Below are 21,535 nucleotides of genomic sequence, written 5' to 3' on the forward strand. Positions count from 1 at the left end.
ATCTCGATGGGACTCAGAGGAAGATTATCGCGCCGTTCGTTCATGACGACGGCCTCTGCCGCAGGCATCACCGCGGTCGGTTCTACGTGGGGCGGCAAGCTGCCGGCGGCGAGCCACCTGCCTGATCCGCAAAGCGTTCTCGACGAGATCTCGATCTCGAAATACGTGCGCGCGGACTACCGCGATCTCTACGGCATGTCCGACGACAAGCCGATCTGGGACAGCTCCAAGGACTGGATCCGCACCGTCGACTGGGAGGCCGTCCGGTCGCAGTTGGCGGGCACCAAGGTGCGATTCGCCGTCGGGGCCGCCGACGCGGAGTCCGCGGCCGAGGGCCTAGTGCCCTTCGAAAAGCTTTCGGGCATCACCGTCGAACTGGTGCCGATTCCGGACGACAGCTTTTATGACAAGGCGCTGGCCGAGTTCATTTCCGGCAATGCCTCGTTCGACGCGTTGCAGTTCTTCTCGCCCTGGCTGGGCGATTTCGCGGCGCCGGGCTTCCTGTATCCGTTGCAGGACTTTGCCGACAAGTGGAACCTGCCACTCGACGATTTCTATGACACCTACCGGCTGAACTACGGCTACTTCAACGGCGAAATGTACGGTATCCCGTTCGACTGCGACGTCCAGATGGTGCACCTGCGCAAGGGCTACGTCGAGCAGGTGCTGGGCGGTCCGATCGACAAGGTCAACTCGGTGCCGACCTACGACGAGCTGATCCGCATCTCGGGCGAGTTGAACAAGGTGGCGCCGGGCGTTTCGGGCGTGGGCCTGATGGCGGCGCCGGGGTTCTGGTCGACCTACACCTGGGAGCACATCTCGGCGCAGGCCGGCATGATGCTGTTCGACGAGAACTGGGAGCCGATCTTCAACGGCGATGCCGGCATGAAGGGTCTCGAGATCATCCTCGCGCTCAGCAAGAACGCCAACGAAGGTTTCGCCGGCGCCGGCTGGCCGGAAAACCGCGCCGCCTGGCTGGGCGGCCAGGTGGCGACGAACATCAGCTGGCAGGACAGCGGCACCCAGGCGATGCGCCCGGACCAGTCGCAGATCGTCGACGACTTCGTCACCATCTACGAACCGCGCATCTCGGGCGGCCGCTTTGCCCCGCCGAACATCGCCGGCTCGACCTCCTGCGTCGCGGCGGCCGCGCAGAACCCCGAGGGCGCCTTCCTGATGCTGGCCTTCCTGACCACGTCGTCGATCATGGCGATGAACGAGGCCAACGCCAACGGCGTCGCGCCCGGCTACAAGTCGGTGCTGGAAAACCCGAACCTGCAGGCGGTGTCGCAGCCGGCAAAGGTCTGGGGCGACAGCCTGCACCACGCCTGGTGCGCGCCACGTCTGCCCGGCGCCTTCCCGATCGAACAGACCATCGGCAACGAGATCAACCGCGCGGTCGTCGGCCAGATCACCGCCAGGGAGGCGCTCGACAACGCCGCCGCCGCGGTCCGCGAGATCATGTCGCAGAACGGATTCTACCAGGGCAGCGACCCGGTGGAATACGCGGCCGCGGCACCGGGTCTCTACGTCGGCGAGGGCAAGCCCCTGCCGTTCTGAGCCGGGGCCGTTTCCAACACTCGGACAGGAAGGGGATTGTCATGAGCAACCCGGTACTGTCGGACACCGGGGCGGCACGCGCTGCCCCGGTTCACCCGACGCAACGGAAATTCAAGCGCCGCAGCAAGCGCATGAAGGCCATGCTGCCCTACCTGCTCGTTGCGCCGGCGGTGATCTACCTGCTGCTGATCACGCTCTACCCGGGCATCTTCGCCATCACCCAGAGCTTATACAACGTGAAGTTCGGGCCGTGGCAATGGGTGGGCTTGGGCAACTATGCCAAGCTCTGGAGCGACTACCAGTTCTGGGGTGCCTTGTGGAACACGCTGGTCATGGGGTCGATCTCGCTCGCGCTGCAATGCGTGATCGCGCTCGCGCTGGCCTTTTACGCCTACCGCGACCCCTGGGTGCGTGGCTGGCGGATCATCTTCCTTGTCCCGATGCTGTTCATGCCCTCGGCGGTGGCCTTCATCTACAAGCTGGCGTTCCTCGACGGGCGGGTCATCGCCGACCTGCTGATGAAGGTCGGGCTGGTGGATGGCAACATCGCCTACCAGTCCTCGACCTGGCTGAGCCGGATGATCCTGATCCTGGCCGATGTCTGGCAGTGGACGCCGTTCCTGTTCATCATCTTCGTTGCCGGTCTCCAGGGCCAGGACGAGGAAGTGGAAGAGGCGGCGCGGCTGGACGGGGCGTCGTGGTACGCGATCTTCTTCAACATCTCGCTGCCGATGATGAAGCCGATCATCGCCGTTGCGCTGATCCTGCGGGCCATCGACATCACCACGATGTTCACCAACGTCTTTATCATCACCAAGGGCGGTCCGGCCTTCGGCACCGAGACGATCAGCTATTTCATCTACCGGACGGGCTTCAAGTTCTTCAACTTCGGCTACGCCTCTGCGGCCTCGGTCGTCATGCTGATCGTCACCATCGTCATCGCGCAATCCATCGTGAAGCGCGCCTTTGTCTCGGCAAGGAGCTGACCCATGGCCCCGGCACGCAAGAAGACCCGCAGCGAAAGCCTGACGCTGCGCTATGCCATCCTCGGGGCCTGGGCGCTGTTCTGCCTGATGCCGGTGCTGTGGTTCCTGTCCATCGGCCTGCGGCCGCGGACCGAGATCATCACGCCGACGCCGATCTACTGGCCGTCCTTCAGCCTCGACGCCTGGCACATGATCTGGGAGGACTGGCCGATGGCGAAATACCTGCGCAACTCGGTCGCGGCGATCCTCGGCTCGGTGCTGATCGACCTGGTGCTGGCCATTCCCGCCGCCTATTCGCTGTCGCGGTTCCAGTACCGCGGCCGCGACGACATCGGCTTTTACATCCTGTCGACCCGCATGATGGCCCCCGCCATCGTCGCCGTGCCGATCTTCTTCCTGTTCCGCAACCTTGGCCTGCTGGACACGATCTGGGCGCTGATGCTGATCTACGCGGCGATCAACCTGTCCTTCGTGACCTGGATCATCCGGTCCTACATGCTCGACATCCCGAAAGAGCTGGAGGACGCGGCCAAGACCGACGGCGCCGGGGAAATCCGCATCCTGTGGGAGATCATCATCCCGGCGATCCTTCCCGGCATCATCACCGCTTCGGTCATCGCCATGATCTTTGCCATCAACGAATTCCTCTTCACGCTGCTGATCGCGTCGACGCCCGACGCCTACACCATGTCCGTCGCTCTCGCCAACTTCACCGGCGGTTCCGACGGAGTGATCTACAACGCAATCGCCCTGGTCGCCTTCCTCGCCTTCCTGCCGGTGTTCCTCGTGGTCGTGTTGATCCAGAAACACCTGTCGCGCGGCCTGACCATGGGCGCAGTCAAGGGATAACCACAATGGCACGTATCTAGCTGAACAACATACAAAAGCGTTGGGGCGCCGTGTGGGGCGTCCGGGACGTGAACCTGGACATCGCCGACCAGGAGTTCATCGTCTTCCTCGGTCCCTCCGGCTGTGGCAAGACCACGACCATGCGGATGATCTCGGGCCTCGAAGATCCCAGCGAGGGCGAGATCGTCATGGACGGCGAGGTGATGAACGACATCGACGCCCGCGACCGCGACGTGGCGATGGTGTTCCAGGGCTATGCGCTCTATCCCAACATGTCGATCTACGAGAACATCCGCTTTCCTCTGCGGATGCGGGGCGTGCCCAAGGCTGACCACGACCGGCTGATCAAGCGCGCCGCCGCGCTGGTCGAACTGACCGAGTACCTCGACCGCAAGCCAAGCGCGCTGTCCGGCGGCCAGCGCCAGCGCGCGGCGCTGGCCCGCGCCATCGTGCGCCAGCCGCATGTCTTCCTGATGGACGAGCCGCTGTCGAACCTCGATGCCAAGCTGCGCCAGCACATGCGCCTCCAGATCAAGCACATCCAGCGCGAGCTGAAGATCACGACGGTCTACGTCACCCATGACCAGATCGAGGCCATGACCCTGGCCGACCGCATCGTCATCATGGAAAAGGGCGCGATCCAGCAGATCGGAACGCCGGACGAGATCTACAACGACCCGGCCAACACCTTTGTCGCCAGTTTCATCGGCTCGCCGCCGATGAACCTGGTTGCGGGCATCATGTCCGGGGGCGTGTTCACCGCGCCCGGCATCAAGGTCGAGGGGTTGCCTGCGCGGCACGACGGAAACCTGACGCTCGGCGTGCGTCCCGAGGATTGCAAGGTCGGCGGAGACGTTTCCAACCTGACCGGCACCGTCTACGGCGTCGAGCCGACCGGCGACATGACATTCCTGACCCTCAAGGCTGGCGACAAGCTGTTCGAGGTCAAGGCGGACCGCGACTACAGGGCTGACCTCGACAGCCCGGCGCACGTCCGCTTTGACCCTGCCCGCATCTACCTGTTCGATTCGACGTCCGGTCAACGCCTGCGCTGACCTGCAACACCATCCAGGGGGGAGGACCTCATGACATTCGATTACACCGCCGTAGGGTTTCACACGTTCGACGCGTTGTGCCGCCCGGTGACCCAGATCCCTCCGAACGGCGACACCTACTTTGTCGAGGACTTCGCCCTCGCGATCTCTGGCGCTGCCGGGGCGGCCGCCGTGGTGGCGGCAAAACACGGGCTCAAGGTGCAGGCGGTCGGCGGCCTCGGCAACGACCTGATGGGCGACTGGGTGCTGCGCCGCTACGCCGATTTCGGCGTCGATACGGAGATGATGCAGCGCTGCCCGGACTTCATGACCTCTTCCAGCATCGTGACGACGCGCCCGGACGGCCAGCGGCCCGCGCTGCACAAGCGGGGCGCCACGGCGGGTTTTTACGTCGGCGACGATCAGGTCGACCGGGTGCTCGACACCAAGATATTCCACATCGGCGGCGTCGGCCTGATGGACGCGATGGACAACGGCCGCAACGCCGAGCTGCTGGAGGAGGCGCAAAAGCGCGGTATCACGACGACGCTCGACGTGTTCGCGTCCAAGGCCGAGGACCTGAAGCTGCTCAGGCCGCTGCTCGCGCACACCGACTTCTTCATGCCCTCCGAGGAAGAGGCCATGGCGCTGTCCGGCCTGTCGGATTTCGAGGACGTCTGCCAATTCCTGCTTGACCAGGGCGTGGGCGCGGTGGTGATGACGCTGGGCGCGGAGGGCGCGATGTACCGCGACCGGCAGGGCCGGAAATTCGACATCCCGGCCTTCCAGATCGACGTGGTCTGCACCTGTGGCTGCGGCGACGCGTTCAACGCGGGATTTGCCACCGGGTTGCACCTCGGGCGCTCGCTCGAGGATTGCATCCGTCTCGGCCAGGCGTCGTCGGCGCAGAACGCCATGGGTCTCGGCTCGCAGGCGGTGGTGACCAGCCTGGACGACACGATCCGGTTCATGGAGACCCAGCCGGTCCGCGCCCGATCCGTCCACGCCTAGACACCAGGCCCGGAGGCTTTCAAATGCGCGTCGCCATGCGGACGATCCTCGATCGTGCGGCCAAACGGGGCCATGGTATGCCGGCGGTCAACGTTTCCAACACTTAAACCCCGCGCGCCGTGAAGCAAGCCGCAGGCGCCACCGACAGCCCGGCGATCCTGAAGGAGACGCGCATCGCGTGCCTACATGGGGGAGGCGATGCTGCGGCACCTGCGGAACGCGGAGTCAAAGACATGGCCCAAGATCCCGGGTGTCATGCACCGCACCACGGCAACAGTTTCGCTGCCTGCAAGACTGCCATCGACCTCGGCTTTTCCTCGGTCGTGGTGAACGGTTCGCTGGGCGCGGACGGCAAGACACCGGCCTCCTGCGGCGGCAAGTTCAGCCGCACGCCCGCCGGCGACATTCCGGCCATGGAGACGCTGATGGAATTCCACCGGCGGCTGCCCGCGACGCATCCGGTCATGCACGGCGCCTCGGCGGTGCCGCCGAATTCGCGATCCATGCCTTGCGCACGGGCTGGTGCGAGCCGCCGGTCCGACACCATGTCAAGGACGGCGTCGCCGGTGAGCCTGGCCCGCGCGGCGTCCATCGGGCGTGACCGCATCCTCGGGATCGCGCCGGTGTCGCCGTACGGGCGCGTGCCGGTGATCCTCTGCGCGAGGAACGAAGTCGGCGTGATCGAGAAACGGCACGCCGACCAATAGCCAACGGACAAGGGGCGGCAACATGAAGAGCGTTTCCATCCTCGGGGCGACGGGCTTTTTCGGCCAGAACACGGTCACATGATCGCGCGTGAACCCGAAGCCTGCGCGGTGGTCGCCCTGACCGGCGGGCGCAACGTCGCGCGGCGCTCGGCGGAACCGGGATCGAGGTGGCCGCCGGCCGGACCTCCCCGCTGGAGGCGGTCGAGCGGCCGGCCGACTGGGCGATGTCCGGGATCGTCGGCTCGGCCGGTCTGGAACCCGGACTGCGCACGCTGCGCAACGGCCGTACGCTGGCGCTGGCGAACGAGGAAAGCCTTGTCTGCGCCGGCGCGCTCCTGCTGGCGGAAGGCAGGAAGGCCTGCTTCAACTGGCCATGAGCTGAGTTAGGGAGAAAGCACATGACACCCTCGAATACCGCCAAGTTGCCGCTCTTGCCCGAGCGCAGGTCAGCATCTCTCGCCGCGCGGTTCTGGAAATGGGAAGCGAGCGGCGTGCTTGTCGCCCTGGTCGTGCTGACCGCCGCGCTCGCCTTTGCCGCCGACAACTTCCTGTCCGCCTACAACCTCTCGGTCGTGGCGCGGCAGGCGGCCTTTGTCGGCATCGTCGCCCTTGGCCAGACCCTCGTCCTGCTGGTCGGAGGCATCGACCTTTCGGTCGGCGCCTCGGCCGGGCTCTCGGCCATCGTCGGGTCCTACATCCTGGTGAACTGGGGGATCCATCCCTGGCTCATCCTGCCGATCACCGTCGCCTTCGGCTTTTTCATCGGTTCGATCAACGGCTTCTTCGTCGCGATGCTCCGGCTGAATCCCTTCATCGTGACCTTGGCGACCTGGGAAATCCTTGCCGGCATGACCATGGTCATCACCAAGGGCTACCCGATCCGCCCGCTGGGCGAGCAGTTCGGGGTTTTCGGCAAGGGCGAAATCATGGGTGTCCCGCTGCCGGTGATCATCTTCCTGGTGCTGTCCGGCGTGATGATCTGGATGCTCGGCCAGACCCGGTTCGGCCGCAACATCTTTGCCGTCGGCGGCAACCGTGACGCCGCCGTGCTGGCCGGCATCCGCGCGCGCTGGGTCGAGTTCCTGGCCTACGGTCTGGCGGGCGCTTTCGCCGCCCTGGCGGGCATCCTATTCGCCAGCCGGATGGATGCGGGGCAACCCTCTGTCGGCGAAGGCTGGCTGATGGGGGCGATCACGGCGGCCATTCTCGGCGGCACTTCGCGTCGCGGCGGCCAGGGGTCGATCGTCGGCACCGTGCTGGGCGCGCTGCTGCTCGCCGTGCTGGCCAACGGCACCGTCCTGATGAACGTGTCGGGCTTCTGGCAGCGAGTCATCGTCGGGTGTGTCGTCCTCGTCGCGGTACTCGTGGAACTCCTGCGTCGCAGGGACTGACGCCCGCCTCCCGGCATGATAGGTCCATCTCGGGGCGCGGCGCATGCGCCCCGACTTGTCGAGGAGCACGGATTTGGCCGAAAGCGATGTTACCGACGACATGAAGTCCCGGGTGGCCTGGTTGTATTACATGGAAGGCATGACGCAGGACGAGGTCGCGCAGCGGGTCGGGCTGAACCGGGCCCGCGTCCTGCGGATCCTCGCCAATGCCCGCAACGACGGCAGCGTCCAGATCCGCGTCACCACCAAGGAAGCGAAATGCGTCGAGCTGGAGCGCCGGCTTGAGCAGGTCTGGGGGCTTGAGCGCGCGATCGTGGTGCCGACGCCCGCCGACGTGACCCGCATCCCGGCGATCATCGGCAAGGAAATGGCCGGCTACTTCAACGGCGCGATCGGGCCGGACATGTCCGTCGGGCTTGGCTGGGGGTCGACCCTGACCAGCGGCGTCCCGGCCATCGAACAGAGGCAGCCGAACGGACTCAAGGTGATCTCCCTGCTGGGCGGGCTGACGCGCGTCTCCAAGGTGAACCCGTCCGAATTCGCCTGGCGCGTCGCCGACAAGCTGTCGGCCGAGTGTTTCCTGATGGCCGGTCCGGTCTATGCGCCGAACAGGTCGACCCGGGACGCGCTGATGGAGCACAGCGGCATCGTCGAGTTGCAACAGCGGGCGCGCGCGCTTGACATCGCCATTCTCTCGGTGGGCGACCTGACCCCGCGCTCACTTTTGGCCGAGTACGGCCTGCTGACCCAGGACGAGATCGCCTCGCTCGAACGGGCGGGCGCGGTGGGCGACGTGCTGTGCCGGTTTGTCGATGCGGAGGGCCGGATCGTCGATCATCCGGTCAACGACCGCGTTTTCGCCATTCACCCGCACGACCTGCGGCAGGCGCGCAAGCTGGTTCTCGCTTCGGGCGGCTGGCACAAATACACCGTCATCCGCGCCGCCATGCGGATGCTGTCACCGGCCGTCCTGGTCACCGACGAGGCGATCGCAAGCCGCCTGTGCGGAGAAAAGTGACCTCCGCCCGCTCACTTGCCGGCCGGGCATCGTGGCGGCGGGTCCGCGGCCGCCGCGTCTGCACTGCCCCCGACCCTCATCCAGCTGAAACCGGAGCCGCCGGGTGACGATCGCCCGCTGCGGCGCGTCGGGTGAAATCGCTCCTTGCGATGCGGCATCGGCCGCGACCACCACGTCGACCAGAGCCGGGACGGCGCTGATCGCTCCCGTTGGGCGATCCGAAGAGGCTCTTGCGGCAGTGACATCCGGCGTGCCCGATCTCTCTCGGATTCTGCCCCCGGAATGCAATCCGCGCGGGGCCGTTTGACCCCGCGCGGCGAATTCGCTTGTCGTCGTGTTCAGCGTCCGGGCTTTTTCCCGAAGGCAACTGCAAGCACGATGATTGCACCGGCGACCATCATCTGTTCGCTGACATCGAGGCCCATGATGATCAGGCCGTTGTTGATGGTGCCGATCAGCAGCGCGCCGACGAAGGTGCCGACGATCGTGCCCTTGCCACCGAAGAGGTTGGTGCCGCCCAGGATCACCGCCGCGATGGCGGCAAGCTCTGCGCCCTCGCCGAAATTGTAGCGTGCGGTGCCCATCATGCCGGTCCACAGCATGCCCGCAAGCGCAGCGCCCATGCCAGTGATGATGAAGCAGATCACCTTGGTCCGCCGGGTGTTGATGCCGGAGTAACGCGCTGCTTCACGGTTGCCGCCGGTCGCCAGGACCTGCCGGCCGAAGGGCGTGTAGCGCAGCACGAAGTGTCCGATCGCAGCGACCAGAAGCGCCCAGAGGAAAAGCGTCGGAACCACCCCGATCGTGCCCGGGCCAAAGACCACGTCAAAGGTTTCGTTCCGCACAGGAACGGGATTGGTGTAGGTCACCCGCATGTCGACGCCGCGAATGAGCTGCATCATGCCCAGCGTGACAAGGAACGAGGGGATCGAGATCACCGTGACGAAGAAGCCGTTGATCAGACCCACGGCCAGGCCAGCGAGAAGACCCGCGGCCACACCGCCCAGAAAGCCGAGACCCGCCTGCATCGCCAGGGCCGAGCACAGGGCCGCAAGCGCCGCGGTGGACCCGACAGACAGGTCCAGCTCACCCGAGGAGATCACGAAGGTCATCGCGACCGAGATCACCGCGATCATCGCGGTGGTTCGTGCGATGTTGAACAGGTTGGTCACCGTCAGGAAGCCCTTGTCGCCGATGGTGAACGCGAAGAAGACCAGGACGGCGGCAAAGCAGATATAGACGATGTTTTCGCGCCAGGAGATGTTGAACGCTGGCAGCCCGCCGGGGACAACCTTGTTTTCAGCCTTGGACAGCATGGTGGAGCACCTCCTCAGAATCGACGGCCTGCCGCGGCATTTCCCGGATCAGGCGCCCGTCATGGATGATCAGAAGCCGGTCGCTTACCGCGAGCAGCTCTTCGAATTCCGACGAGATGACCAGAACCGCGGTCCCCGCGTCGGCGGCCTGCCGGATCGTATCGACGAGATCGGCCTTGGCGCCGATGTCGACGCCGATGGTCGGCTCGTCCAGGATCAGAAGCTTCGGAGCGCGCTCGAGCCATTTTGCGAGCACGATCTTCTGTTGGTTGCCGCCGGACAGGAAGCGGACGATCTGACCGGGTCCCTCGGCGCGGATCTTGAGCCCGCCGATATGCTTCCTCGTGGCTTTCCGGGCCGCGGAGTCGCGGATCACTCCCCTGCGGCTGAACGCTTCCAGGCTGGGCAGGATCACGTTGTCCTTGATGGCGTGATCAAGAACGAGGCCCTGCGTGCGTCGGTCCTCCGGCACAAAGGCGGCACCCGCCGCGATCGCCTCCCTGGTGTCGCGCACGGTGCGGCCACCGATCCGCACCTCGCCCGCATCCGCGCGCCGCAGGCCGAAAATGGACTCGACGATTTCTGTCCGCCCCGCGCCGGTCAGACCGGCCAGACCCACGATCTCACCGGGCCGGACATCAAAGCTGACATCATGGACCAGATCGCGCACGGACAGGTTCCGCACCGTCAGCACAGGCTGTGCCGCCGCGTCGATTCCGCGCTCGATCCAGTGCATGGACGAACTGTTGTCGTCGCCCAGCATCGCCCGGATCAGCTGTTCCATCGACACGTCGCCGGCCTCGGCCGTCAGAACGTCGCGACCGTCGCGCATCGCGGTGATCCGATCGCAGATGCGAAAGATCTCGGACATGCGGTGTGAGATGTAGACGATGGAAATGCCGTTCGATTTCAGCTTGCGGACCAGGGTGAACAGGCGCTCGGCCTCTTCCTCGGACAGCGATGCTGTCGGCTCGTCCATCACGATGATCCGGGCGTTCTTCGACAGGGCCTTGGCGATCTCGGTGATCTGCTTTGCACCGACACTCAGATTTTCCACCCGTTCGCGCGGGTCGATCCGTTCACCCAGTTCGCTCAGGATCTCTCTCGCTTTGGCCACCATGTCCTTGTCGCGGATCATTCCGCCGCGCAGGGATTTGGGCTCATGACCGAGAAAGATGTTCTGGGCCACCGTCAGCGTCGGCACCAGGCTGAATTCCTGGTAGATCATCGAGATCCCGGCAAGTTCGGCCTCGCGGGGAGTTGCAAAGCTGACCTCTGTTCCGGCGACCTCGACGGTGCCCGCGTCACGGGCATGTACGCCGGCGAGGATCTTCATCAGCGTCGATTTTCCGGCACCGTTCTCGCCCATCAGGGCGTGACATTCCCCGCGGCGGAGCGTGAAGCTGGCGCCCTTGAGAACCGGAACGCCGTTGAACGACTTGTCGATGTTGCGCATCACCAGTGCGTCGGTCGTCATGGCTGATCCTCCCGAACATCGTCTCAGCATGGGTAGGGCCGGGCGCAACACCGCGTCGCGCCCGGCAGCTTTGCTCAGTTGCTTTGCAGGTCCTTCGACATCACCGCCGGAAGCGGGATGCGATAGATCTTCTCGTAGGCTTCGGCCAGGTTGTCGCGGCTCACCCGCACCGGCGGCACCGAGATGTAGGACGGCAGGCTCTCACCGATCAGCGCCAGCGCACCTGCCTTCGCTTCGGTCGCCCCTTGCGTGTAGGGCTGCTGCGTCGAGATGCCGGCGATGTAACCATTCGCGGCCATGTCGGCAGCGACGATCTGGTCGAAGTTCTCGTTGACGATCTTGAAGTCTGCCGGACGCTTTCCGTTGATCCGCGCTGCGGTTGCGGCACCCATGGCGGGGATGGACCACGAGCCGTAGACACCCTTCAGCGTCGGGTAGCGGGCGAGCAGCGCCTGCGCGACTTCCTGGCCCTTGTTCGGGTTGTCGTGTCCGGCGGCCGCGATGAGATCGAGATCGGGATACTTCGCCATCAGGCGCGCGATGAAGCCGATGTAGCGCAGGTTGGTCACGTGGAAGTCGTTGGCGTAGTACATCGCCGCCACATCGCCCTCACCGCCGACGGCGTCGTTGAGAAGATCGGCGAGATACATGCCCAACGCGAGGTTGTCGGACGAGATCACCGACACGTAGTTCTCGCCGGGTTGCATTCCGTCGGCGGCCTGGTCGATGAAGACGATCTTGGAACCCGCGTCGGCCAGACGCTTGTAGGCCGAGGCCGTCGTGGCGGTGTTCAGGGGGATCGAAACAACGAGGTCCGGCTTCAGAACCGAGATTGCGTCCAGGTCGGAGATCTGCCGCGCATCTTCCCAGTTGGCGTTGGTTTCGGCAACCACTTCGATGCCGAGATCCGCAAAGGTCTCTTTCAAGCCCAGAAGCTGCTGGGACGCCCAGTCATCGCCCAGCCAGCCAAGAGAGATCGCCGCGGTGAAGTTGCCCGCCCGGATCTTTTCCTTCTGCTCTTCGGTGATCTCGATCTCGCTGTAGAGCACGCCATCTTCGCCGCGGGGCCCGAGGCTGACGACGGTCTGCGAAAGGTCGTCGATCTTGGCGAGTTCGAGCGTGCGCTCGGTCGGCGCCTCGTACCAAAGCGGATGGCGCACATCACCGATGTCCGCGGCGGCGGGGGCAATGCCGCTCAAAAAAAGCACGGCGCCTGCCGCGGTCGATTTCAGAAAGGTTCGCTTGTTCATCATGGTAGGAGTCTCACTTCCTTGCTTGCAGTGTGGGGCCGGTCGTCCGGCCTGTGACAGGCGCAGGAACGCGCCCGGGTTCGGTCAACGACCGAGCATGAAATCCTTGAGCATCGCGGCGAGGCGGTCCTCTGCTTCGAGCGCGAGGCTGTGACCGCATTCCTCGAAGACCGCGGCCTTTTCGACCCCCTGTGACAGCCGCGCCATCTGCTCTTCGACCAAGGGGCCGAAGAATTCCGGGGCGCCAACCGTCATGATCGGCAGCGTCAGCTTTTCCTTGCGCAGTTCGCGAACGATCTCGGCGTTCTTGAAGGCCGCGCGATAGGTTTCCAGCGTGCCGCGCAGACCGCCCGGTGCCTTCAGGCAGGACACCCACTCATTCAGGGCTTCCGCGGTGATCGCGTTGGGGTTCCAGGTCTCGGCCTTGATCCAGAACTCCCAGAACTCCCGCTCCTTGCCGGAAATCAGCATTTCGGGCAGGTGGGGGATCCAGAAGAAGGGGATGTGCCAGACCCAGACACCGCTCTGACGGAACTGCGCGGTGATGTTGTCCGGGGTAAAGAAGGAGGCTTCTTCGAGACCCTCGCTTGACAGCAGCATCTCGCAGAAGGACAGCGTCTTGACCCGCGCACGTTCTGTCGCGGCCAGGACGTAGGCGAACTCCGCTCCGCGATCCTCGCCATGCAGATGGAAAGTTTCGTGACCGAGATAGGTCATCAACTCGGCCAGGTCCTGGGCGTTCGTGCGGCTGTCATATCCGTCACTGACCGGCGGCTTGTCCGTGTAGCCGAAGCCACGCAGGTCCGGGGCGACCACGGTGAAATGCTCGGTCAGCAGCGGAAAGAGCTTGTGCCAGTAATAATTCGTCTTGGGCGTACCGTGCACAAGCAGCAGCGGCTCTCCCTGCCCGGCGGTCACGTAGTGCATCCGGATGCCGTTCACGCGGGCCCGTCCGTGTTTCACGGGTGCGCCGGTGTGGTCGAAGATTTCTGCCATTCCCCTCGTCCTTTCCGTCAATCTGCGCGCCGTCGAGGCGCGAAACTGGAGGTTTCAGTGGATCGAGGTCTTGCCCTGGCGGCTGCGCCGACCGTTTCTGGCCGATTGGCTGTCAGTGTTGCCCCTCACTCCCTGTCTGTACTTATGTTCTATAGTAGAACAAATGTCAAAATGGAATTGTTCGTGTAACGCGAGGGCGGGACGTGGCTGTCCGCATGCTTCCAGCCGGATGATGTGGCGGTGGTGCCTCCTAAATATATATTTTTTATCAGAATTCTGATCGCTCATCGGCGGGCGCGAGAGTGACATCTGTCCTCGCGTCGGTCCGAAATGACCGAACGTTTTTTGAATTCAAAGACGTTCTGTTCTGCCTGTCGTGCGGAAAACCCGGGTTCTTCCGTCCTCGACCGCAACGCAAAAGTCCGAAAGCGCAACCTTGGGCGACGACTCACCCCCGGAACCCAATCGCGCTCATGGCCACGGTCGCGAAGGTCTGGCGGTGCGCGTGCGCGCTCCGCTTGAACCGTTGCGACCTTGTCAGGTGTCCGCTGGTGGCCTTGGGCGGGGGAGGGAGACCCATTTCCGGCTCAACCCGCGGAGCGGGGCAAGGATCTCATGGTGATGCTGGATGTTGGGGAGATCGAAACTGCGGCCGTTCTTGGTCATCGGCGTGTATGAAGTCCTCTTGCACGTTCTTCCACCCGAGGGTCAGTAACTCCGGCCTCCGAAAGCCGGTGGACAGCGCCATCTCGCGGAATACCCGGTGAATCGGGTTGTACAGGCCGTCGCCCTCGTTCCGCCATTTGCGGAGGTCTTTGATGACGGTCCCGTTCGGCTGTTCTTCGAACCACTCGATGGCCATGGTCGTGCACTCGGGCAGGTCATAGGTGCGTCGGGCGTGGTTCCAGATCGACCGGACCATTCTCAAAGTTCGATTGGCGCTGACCGGGTGGACGGCCAGTTCCCGATGCCGCCGGACGACCATGGCTTTGGTGATCTCGTCCAACGGCAGCTTCAGCCAGTCCTTCTGGTGCAGGTCAAGGGGGCCTTGACGGTGTCCATGTCGGACTGGCTGCGCAGCTTGGGTCGGGCGGGGTAGACCTTCATGGCGGCCAGAAGGGTAGGGGCCCCGGTCTGGATCGTCTTGCCAGCGCCTCGCCCCATTTCCAGTGCCAGCCCGAGAGCGGTCTGCCGGGCGGCCTGCGCGGAAATGATCGGGAAGCGGCCAATCAGGACCCGCTTTGTTTGACCACCGACATCCTTCTGAAAGCACCAGGTTTTCGAGCGTTTGCCGACGAAGAGGACCAGTCCCTTCACCTCGCTATCTCAGTGCTTGTCGGTGCTGGATTTCGTCTGTGGACCTTTGCGGGCGAAGGTCTGTCTGAGCATTGGCGTTTTGTCGGTTTTTTTCGGAAACAGCGTGATGGTCAGCGCAAGCCTATGCGGCTCAGAACAGGACATTCTCAAATGAGATGAGATGTGTCGCAGCCCAGTGCGGTCCGGTGCCACTCAAAGCGGTTCCTTGGAAGCCAAGGGTCTTGCCAATACTCAACGCCCGCTCGGCGGGGTTCGTGGTATGCTATACGCGGATCCGGGGCGAGATTGGCACCGCAACGAAGGAGGAGCGCAGCATGGCCAAACCGCAGGCTGTCATCATCGGCGCCGGAGAGGGGCTGTCGGCCGCCGTGGCGCGGGAACTGGCGCGGGACCACGCGCTGACGCTGGCCGCCCGCAGCGGGGACCGGATGCGCGCCGTGGCCAAGGAGACCGGCGCCCGCACGGTCCTGCTGGACGCCACGGACGAGGACGCGGTCGCGCGCCTGTTCGACAGCTTGCCGGAGGCGCCGCGCGTCGTGGTCTTCAACCCCTCGGCGCGGGTCCGGGGGCCGGTGGCAGAGTTGGCGGCGGACGAGGTGCGCAAGGCGGTGGAGGTCACCGCCATCGGCGCCTTTCTCTGCGGCAAGCACGCGGCGCGGCGCATGCTGGAGGCGGAGCCGGTGGACGGTGTGCGCGGCACGATCCTGTTCACCGGCGCCTCGGCCGGGGTGAAGGGCTTTCCGCTCTCGGCCCCCTTTGCCATGGGCAAGTTCGCGCAGCGCGGCCTGGCCGAAAGCATGGCGCGCGAGCTGCACCCGCAGGGCATCCACGTCGCCTGGATCAACATCGACGGGGCGATCCTGAACCCGGGGCGGGCCGAGCCGGCGGACAATCCGCGTTCGATGCTGCGCCCGGAGGCCATCGCGCGCACCTACCGCCACCTGATCGAACAGGACCCCAGCGCCTGGACCAACGAGGTGGCCGTGCGGCCCTGGGTCGAACGGTTCTGAGGGTGGGCGCCGCTCAGCGCCCCTCGCCGGACATGTTGCGGCGCGAGGCCAGCAGGATCTCATTGCGCAGCCAGGCATGGGCGCGGTCGCGTTCAAAGCGGCGGTGCCAGATCAATCGGTTGGCGATGGGCGAAACCTCCAGCGGGACCGGCACGGCGGCGATCTCGTAGCGCGAGGCGAGGTATTCCGCCGCGCGGTGGGTGAAGACGCCCACCAGGTCCGAGCGTTCCAGCAGTTCGGGCACGATGGTAAAGCTCATCAGCGTCGCGCCGATGGCACGCTGCCGCCCGTGGCGGTCGAGGATCGCGTCAAAGGCGGCGCGGCGGTCGCCGGTCGAACTGACCACCAGGTGCGCATAGCCCAGGATCTTGTCCAGCGACGGCGGGGACTCGTCCAGCAGCGGGTGATCCTTGCGGCACAGGCAGACAAAGCGGTCCTCGTAGGCCAGCATGCTGGCAATGTGTGGCGGGGTCTTGTCGAACCAGCCGACGGCCAGGTCGATCTCGCCGCTTTCGATCAGGCGCAGGGCATAGTCGCGGTCGGTGGTGCGCAGGTTCAGCACGATGCCGGGCGCCTTTCGGCCCACGGATTCGAGCAGCGGCAGGATGATCGGGATGCTGAGGCGGTCGGGCGCACCGATGCGGAACTGTTCCTCGGCGGTGGCCGGGTCAAACGCGCCGGTGGGCGTGGCGCAGGCGGTTGCGTCCTCGACGATGCGCGCCACCAGCGGGGCCAGCTGTTCGGCGCGCGGGGTCGGCGTCAGCCCGTCGGGGGTGCGCACCAGCAGCGGATCGCCCAGCGTGTCGCGCAGCCGTTTCAGCGCGTTCGAGATCGCCGACTGGGTGCGGCCCAGCCGTTCGCCGGTGCGGGTCACGCTGCGTTCCTCCAGCAGGACATGCAGGACGTGCAGCAGGTTCAGGTCGATGTTCAGGGTCATCGCGGCGGGCCTTCATCATTTGTAATGATGCTTTGCAACACGAGTATCCATTTCACAAATGGAACCCGATCCGCAACAGTGGTGGCGGGAGGAAAGGGGAGGAGAGCGCATGCCGCAAGGCGCGACACAGGGCAGTCCGGGGGGCGGGATCACGCAGCCGGACGCGGACTACATGCCGTTTCATCCCGCACCGTCGCGGCCGGGTTTCGTGCCGCCACCGGGCGCCGTCGATGCGCATTGCCATGTCTTCGGCCCGGCTGCCGTGTTTCCCTTTGCGTCGACGCGGAAATACACGCCGGTCGATGCCACGGCGGGGCAACTGTTCGCGCTGCGCGACCACCTGGGGTTCAGCCGCAACGTGATCGTGCAGGCCACCTGCCACGGCAGCGACAACAGCGCCATGCTGGACGCCATCGCCCGCTCGGGCGGGCGCGCGCGCGGGGTGGCCGTGGTCGATGCCGAGATCAGCGATGGCGAGCTTGCCACGCTGCACGCGGGCGGCGTGCGCGGCGTGCGCTTTAACTTTCTCAAGCGTCTGGTCGGCAACGCGCCCAAGGACCGCTATGTCCGCGTGGCCGAGCGGATCGCCGCGCTGGGTTGGCACATCGTCGTCTATTTCGAATCGGCCGAGCTAGAGGACCTCGCGCCCTTCATCACGGCGCTGCCGGGCACCATCGTCATCGACCACATGGGCCGGCCGGAGCTGGCCAATGGCCCGGATGATCCCGGCTTTGCGCGGGTGCGGACACTGATGGACACCAGCGAGCGGTTCTGGATCAAGGTGTCCTGCCCGGAGCGGCTGACCGTTGCCGGGCCGCCCTATGACGACGTGGTGCCCTTTGCCCGCCTGCTGGTGGCGGATTACCCCGACCGCGTGCTCTGGGGCACGGACTGGCCGCATCCCAACATGACCAGCCACATGCCGGACGATGGCGCGCTGGTCGACATGATCCCGCGCATCGCGCCGGACACGGACGCACAGTACCGTCTGCTGGTCGACAACCCGATGCGCCTCTACTGGCCCGAGGAACGGGCATGACCACCCCAAGCGAAGCGCCCTGGGTCCGCTGGACCATTGCCTGCCTCGCCTCGGTGATGTGCGTCGCCTGCATCCTGTGGAACGTCGAGGCGCACACCCGTTTGGGCTTTGCCCTGCTGCGCCAGCAGTACCTGGCGCTGCAACTGGGCCTGGCGCTGGCCATCGTCTACCTGCGTTTCGGCATCGACGGGAAAAAGGCGGCGCTGGGGATCCTGGGCATCGGCGCGGCGGCGGTCTGCCTTGGCACGCTGCTCTACGCCGCGGCGGATTTCGTCTGGCTGCTCAAGGAACAGTTCTACCGCCCCTGGCAGATCACCCTGATCGGCACGGTGGTCGTGCTGGCGGTGATGGAGGGCGTGCGGCGGCGCGCGGGCCTGATGCTGTTCGGCATCGTCGCGGCGTTCCTGGTCTATGCGCTGTTCGCGGACAGGGTCGGCGGGCGGCTGATCGGCAAGGCGCTGTCGCCGCAGCGGTTGGTGGATTACGTCGGCTTCGACAGCTCGGCGGTGTTCTCCTCGCCGCTGGCGGTGGGCACCATCGTGGTGCTGCTGTTCGTCTTTTTCGGCCAGTTGCTGTTTGCCGCCGGGGGCGGGGCCTTTTTCACCGATCTCGCCATGGCGGCCACGGGGCGGGCGCGCGGCGGATCGGCCAAGATCGCGGTGGTCGGCTCGGCGCTGTTCGGCTCGATCTCCGGCTCGGCGGTGTCGAACGTGGCGACGACCGGGGTGATCACCATCCCGCTGATGCAGCGCGGCGGCTACTCCAGGGAAAACGCCGGCGCGATCGAGGCGGTCGCCTCCACCGGCGGGCAGCTGACCCCGCCGATCATGGGGGCCGCGGCCTTCCTGATGGCCGAGTTCCTGGAGATTCCCTATGCGGCCGTCGCGGGGGCGGCGCTGGTCCCGGCGATCCTCTATTACCTCGGCGTCTTTCTCCAGGTCGACCTGATCGCCGCGCGCGACGGCATCGCGGCACCCGACGAGAACGCCAAGACCGTGCGCGACGTGCTGAAGGCCGGCTGGCACTTCCTGATCCCCTTTGGCGTGCTGCTCTACGCGCTCTTCTGGATGCGGCTGGACCCGGAGGATTCGGCGCTGCTGGCGTCGCTGGCCATCGTCGCGGCGGGCTGGCTGCGCGGGTATGATGGCAACCGCCTGACGCTGCGCACCTTGGGCCGGGTCTTTGTCGACACCGGCGTGTCGATGGTCGATCTGATCCTGGTTCTGGCGGCAGCGGGCTTTGTCATCGGCGTTCTGAACGTCACCGGCCTGGGCTTTGCGCTGACGCTGGTGCTGGTTGACGCGGTGGGGCAGAGCCTCGTGCTGCTGCTGATGATGTCGGCGGCGATCTGCGTGGTGCTGGGGATGGGGATGCCCACCTCGGGGGTCTACGTGCTGTTGGCCTCGCTGGTGGCACCCTCGCTGGTCGAGGCCGGGGTGCAGCCGATCGCGGCGCACCTATTCATCCTGTATTTTGGCATGATGTCGATGATCACGCCGCCGGTGGCGCTGGCGGCCTTTGCCGCGGCGACGATCTCGGGCGCGGGGGCTTTGACCACAGGTCTTGCGGCGATGCGGGTCGGCTGGGCCGCCTTCATCCTGCCCTTTGCCTTTGTCGCCACGCCGGCGCTGCTGTTGCAGGGCACCTGGCCGCAGATCGTAGGCGCCGGCCTGCTGACGGCGCTGGGCATCGGTGCGGTGACGGTGGCGATCACCGGCTACTGGGGCGGACGGCTGGGCCTGCTGCTGCGCGGGCTGTTCCTGGCGCTGGGCGCGCTGACGCTGCCGCTGGGCTTTGTCGAGGTCGCGATGTCGCTGCACGCCGTCGCGGCCGCGGGCATCGTGGCGCTGGCCGGGTTCCGGCTGCTGCGCCCGGCGCAGACCATGGATAACACACTGTCACCAAACGGGAGGATGGACTGATGAACACCAGGATTTTCGCGCTGGCAGGCGCGTTTGCCGTCGGGCTGGGGGCCGCCGCTTCGGCGCAGGTCGTGTCGATGGCGACGGGCGCGCAAGGCTCGCTCGCCTATAACTCGGGTCAGGCGGTGGCCGTCGTGGCCAACGACAACGGCATCACCGTGCGGACGCAGCCGCTGGTAGGCTACATGCCGCTGCTGCAATCGGGCGAGGTCGATTTCGGCTATGCCAACGGGGCCGAGGCGGCCTTTGCCTACGGCGGCAGCGGCAACTTTGACCGCGCGCATCCGGGCATCCGCCTCGTCGGCGAGATGTTCAAGCTGACCACCGGCATCATGGCGCCCTGCGACCTGGGCCTGAAATCCGTCGCGGACCTGACCGGCAGGGCGGGCGAGCTGCGGATCGCGTCCGAGTATATCTCGTCCACGATCATCCCCTATTACATCGAAGGGTCGCTGGCGACCGTGGGCCTGAGTTCGGACGATTTCCAGCAGGTGCCGGTTTCCAGCTTTGTCGACGGCATCAACGCGCTGGGCGACGGGCTGGTCGACATCGCGCTGGTCAGCCTGAACGCAGGCGCCGGACAGGAGGCGGCGGTCAAGCTCAAGGACCGCGGCGGGCTGTGCTACATCTCGGTGCCCACCGGCGACGCGGCGACCGCCGCGCTGCAAGAGGTGCTGCCCTCGGGCAAGATCGTCTCGCTGGGCCAGAACGACGGCGTGAACGGCTTGCAGACCTGGGAGGCGGCGCTGGTGTCCGTGCCATGGATGCTGCTGACCAACGAGTCCGTCGATGACGATCTAGTCTACACCCTGACCAAGGTCATCCACCAGAACAAGGACGCGCTGGGCAATGCATTCGGCGGGTTCAAGCGGGCGGATTTCGACGCCATGGCGCCCGCCAACGCGACGCCCTACCACCCGGGCGCGGTGCGCTACTTCGAAGAGGTCGGCGTGCCGGTCAACCAGTAGGCCCTTTTGCGCCGTGCGGCCTGTCTGCGCGGCGCTCTCGTATGACAAAGGACTAGCCGAGACATGTTCACCAGGCTCACGGCCGCGGACGGCCATGACTTTGACTGCTGGATCGCACCTGCGCAGGGCACCCGGCGCGGCGGGGTTGTCATCCTGCAGGAGATCTTTGGCGTCACCGACCAGCTCAAGGGCGTGGCGGAGAGATACGCCAGGGCCGGCTACGAGGTGGCGATCCCCGCGCTGTTCGACCGGCAGGCACGCGGGCAGGTGATCCCCTTTGCCGAGGCGCCGCGCGGGCGTGACCTGATGCTGACCTCGGACCTCGACCAGGTGATGATGGATGTGGACGCCGCCGTGCAGGCGCTCAAGGCGCATGGCGGCAAGGTCGGGGTGATCGGCTTTTGCTGGGGCGGCGGGCTGGCGCTGCGGGCGGCGCAGGTGCTGGACGTGGCGGCGGCGGTGCCGTTCTACGGCACGCGCCTGCCCAGCTACCAGATCGCCCCGTTGAAGGCCCCGGTCATGGGCCACTGGGGTGCCGATGACAGCCATGTGCCGCCCGAGATGCTGGCGGCTGCCTGCGCCTACTTCCCGCAGATGGAGGCCCATGTCTACGAAGGTGCGGGCCATGCCTTTGCCAACGACGCCCGCCCCAACGACTACAGGGCCGAGGCCGCCGAGACGGCGCATGCGCGCACGCTGGAGTTCTTCGCGCGCCACGTCGGCTGAGGCGGCTGTCCTGACAGGATC

Annotated in this window: 20 protein-coding genes and 1 pseudogene; 14 read left to right on the forward strand and 7 right to left on the reverse strand. The window is 65.7% G+C overall.

What is annotated here, in order from left to right; translation table 11 throughout:
* The first annotated feature begins 42 nt into the window (after nucleotides 1-42).
* From MAA8898_RS06445 to MAA8898_RS06485, 9 genes and pseudogenes are all read left to right on the forward strand, one after another.
* The gene (locus MAA8898_RS06445; RefSeq protein ID WP_245853258.1) at nucleotides 43-1,560 is read left to right on the forward strand and encodes an ABC transporter substrate-binding protein; all 1,518 of its coding nucleotides are present in this window, start codon (nucleotides 43-45) and stop codon (nucleotides 1,558-1,560) included.
* Nucleotides 1,561-1,601: 41 nt separating this feature from the next.
* Nucleotides 1,602-2,546, forward strand: coding sequence for a carbohydrate ABC transporter permease (locus tag MAA8898_RS06450; RefSeq protein ID WP_094020176.1), 945 nt, complete (start codon nucleotides 1,602-1,604; stop codon nucleotides 2,544-2,546).
* 3 nt (nucleotides 2,547-2,549) lie between these two features.
* Nucleotides 2,550-3,395 carry a carbohydrate ABC transporter permease gene (locus MAA8898_RS06455; protein ID WP_094020177.1) on the forward strand — a complete coding sequence of 282 codons (846 nt, stop codon included), beginning with the start codon at nucleotides 2,550-2,552 and terminating at the stop codon, nucleotides 3,393-3,395.
* A gap of 68 nt (nucleotides 3,396-3,463) precedes the next feature.
* Entirely contained in the window at nucleotides 3,464-4,450 is a 987-nt protein-coding gene (locus tag MAA8898_RS06460; protein ID WP_370738614.1) for an ABC transporter ATP-binding protein, read from the forward strand.
* 30 nt (nucleotides 4,451-4,480) lie between these two features.
* Nucleotides 4,481-5,440 (forward strand): carbohydrate kinase family protein, encoded by a 960-nt coding sequence (locus MAA8898_RS06465; protein WP_094020178.1) that lies wholly within the window; start codon nucleotides 4,481-4,483, stop codon nucleotides 5,438-5,440.
* Nucleotides 5,441-5,673: 233 nt separating this feature from the next.
* Nucleotides 5,674-6,147, forward strand: a complete 474-nt coding sequence (locus tag MAA8898_RS06470; RefSeq protein ID WP_094020179.1) for a beta/alpha barrel domain-containing protein — start codon at nucleotides 5,674-5,676, stop codon at nucleotides 6,145-6,147.
* A gap of 22 nt (nucleotides 6,148-6,169) precedes the next feature.
* Nucleotides 6,170-6,503: pseudogene (locus MAA8898_RS06475) on the forward strand (1-deoxy-D-xylulose-5-phosphate reductoisomerase); the annotation flags it as partial.
* 42 nt (nucleotides 6,504-6,545) lie between these two features.
* Entirely contained in the window at nucleotides 6,546-7,538 is a 993-nt protein-coding gene (locus MAA8898_RS06480) for an ABC transporter permease (RefSeq protein WP_094020180.1), read from the forward strand.
* Nucleotides 7,539-7,611: 73 nt separating this feature from the next.
* Nucleotides 7,612-8,556, forward strand: coding sequence for a sugar-binding transcriptional regulator (locus tag MAA8898_RS06485; protein WP_245853259.1), 945 nt, complete (start codon nucleotides 7,612-7,614; stop codon nucleotides 8,554-8,556).
* A gap of 338 nt (nucleotides 8,557-8,894) precedes the next feature.
* On the opposite strand, the gene MAA8898_RS06490 is transcribed toward MAA8898_RS06485, so the two are convergent.
* The 6 genes from MAA8898_RS06490 to MAA8898_RS27195 form a co-directional block, all read right to left on the reverse strand.
* Nucleotides 8,895-9,872 carry an ABC transporter permease gene (locus tag MAA8898_RS06490; protein ID WP_094020182.1) on the reverse strand — a complete coding sequence of 326 codons (978 nt, stop codon included), beginning with the start codon at nucleotides 9,870-9,872 and terminating at the stop codon, nucleotides 8,895-8,897.
* On the reverse strand, nucleotides 9,856-11,349 hold the full coding sequence (locus tag MAA8898_RS06495) for a sugar ABC transporter ATP-binding protein (protein ID WP_094020183.1): 1,494 nt from the start codon (nucleotides 11,347-11,349) through the stop codon (nucleotides 9,856-9,858). Before MAA8898_RS06495 ends, MAA8898_RS06490 begins: the two co-directional genes overlap by 17 nt.
* A gap of 74 nt (nucleotides 11,350-11,423) precedes the next feature.
* Nucleotides 11,424-12,548 carry a substrate-binding domain-containing protein gene (locus MAA8898_RS06500; protein WP_176445086.1) on the reverse strand — a complete coding sequence of 375 codons (1,125 nt, stop codon included), beginning with the start codon at nucleotides 12,546-12,548 and terminating at the stop codon, nucleotides 11,424-11,426.
* Nucleotides 12,549-12,683: 135 nt separating this feature from the next.
* Nucleotides 12,684-13,595: an alpha/beta fold hydrolase gene (locus MAA8898_RS06505; RefSeq protein WP_094020185.1), complete on the reverse strand. Its 912-nt coding sequence runs from the start codon at nucleotides 13,593-13,595 to the stop codon at nucleotides 12,684-12,686.
* A 613-nt stretch (nucleotides 13,596-14,208) separates the two neighbouring features.
* Nucleotides 14,209-14,601, reverse strand: coding sequence for a hypothetical protein (locus MAA8898_RS27190; RefSeq protein WP_094020186.1), 393 nt, complete (start codon nucleotides 14,599-14,601; stop codon nucleotides 14,209-14,211).
* Nucleotides 14,602-14,609: 8 nt separating this feature from the next.
* A complete protein-coding gene (locus MAA8898_RS27195) occupies nucleotides 14,610-14,912 on the reverse strand; it encodes an integrase arm-type DNA-binding domain-containing protein (RefSeq protein WP_094020187.1) in 303 nt (100 codons plus the stop codon).
* Nucleotides 14,913-15,226: 314 nt separating this feature from the next.
* Between MAA8898_RS27195 and MAA8898_RS06520 the strand changes: the two genes are divergently transcribed.
* Nucleotides 15,227-15,922 (forward strand): SDR family NAD(P)-dependent oxidoreductase, encoded by a 696-nt coding sequence (locus MAA8898_RS06520; protein WP_094020188.1) that lies wholly within the window; start codon nucleotides 15,227-15,229, stop codon nucleotides 15,920-15,922.
* 13 nt (nucleotides 15,923-15,935) lie between these two features.
* Here the strand turns inward: MAA8898_RS06520 and MAA8898_RS06525 are convergent, their stop codons facing one another.
* Entirely contained in the window at nucleotides 15,936-16,859 is a 924-nt protein-coding gene (locus MAA8898_RS06525; RefSeq protein WP_094020189.1) for a LysR family transcriptional regulator, read from the reverse strand.
* Nucleotides 16,860-16,968: 109 nt separating this feature from the next.
* Between MAA8898_RS06525 and MAA8898_RS06530 the strand changes: the two genes are divergently transcribed.
* The 4 genes from MAA8898_RS06530 to MAA8898_RS06545 all read left to right on the forward strand — a co-directional run bounded on the left by MAA8898_RS06530 (nucleotide 16,969) and on the right by MAA8898_RS06545 (nucleotide 21,514).
* The gene (locus MAA8898_RS06530; protein ID WP_094020190.1) at nucleotides 16,969-17,898 is read left to right on the forward strand and encodes an amidohydrolase family protein; all 930 of its coding nucleotides are present in this window, start codon (nucleotides 16,969-16,971) and stop codon (nucleotides 17,896-17,898) included.
* A complete protein-coding gene (locus tag MAA8898_RS06535; protein ID WP_094020191.1) occupies nucleotides 17,895-19,820 on the forward strand; it encodes a TRAP transporter permease in 1,926 nt (641 codons plus the stop codon). The genes MAA8898_RS06530 and MAA8898_RS06535 overlap by 4 nt, the downstream gene beginning before the upstream one ends.
* A complete protein-coding gene (locus MAA8898_RS06540) occupies nucleotides 19,820-20,788 on the forward strand; it encodes a TAXI family TRAP transporter solute-binding subunit (RefSeq protein ID WP_094020192.1) in 969 nt (322 codons plus the stop codon). Before MAA8898_RS06535 ends, MAA8898_RS06540 begins: the two co-directional genes overlap by 1 nt.
* A gap of 63 nt (nucleotides 20,789-20,851) precedes the next feature.
* Nucleotides 20,852-21,514, forward strand: a complete 663-nt coding sequence (locus tag MAA8898_RS06545; RefSeq protein WP_094020193.1) for a dienelactone hydrolase family protein — start codon at nucleotides 20,852-20,854, stop codon at nucleotides 21,512-21,514.
* The last annotated feature ends 21 nt before the right edge of the window (nucleotides 21,515-21,535 follow it).

Origin of the sequence: Antarctobacter aquimaris (assembly GCF_900184945.1) — a bacterium.
Taxonomy (GTDB): Bacteria; Pseudomonadota; Alphaproteobacteria; order Rhodobacterales; family Rhodobacteraceae; genus Maliponia; species Maliponia aquimaris.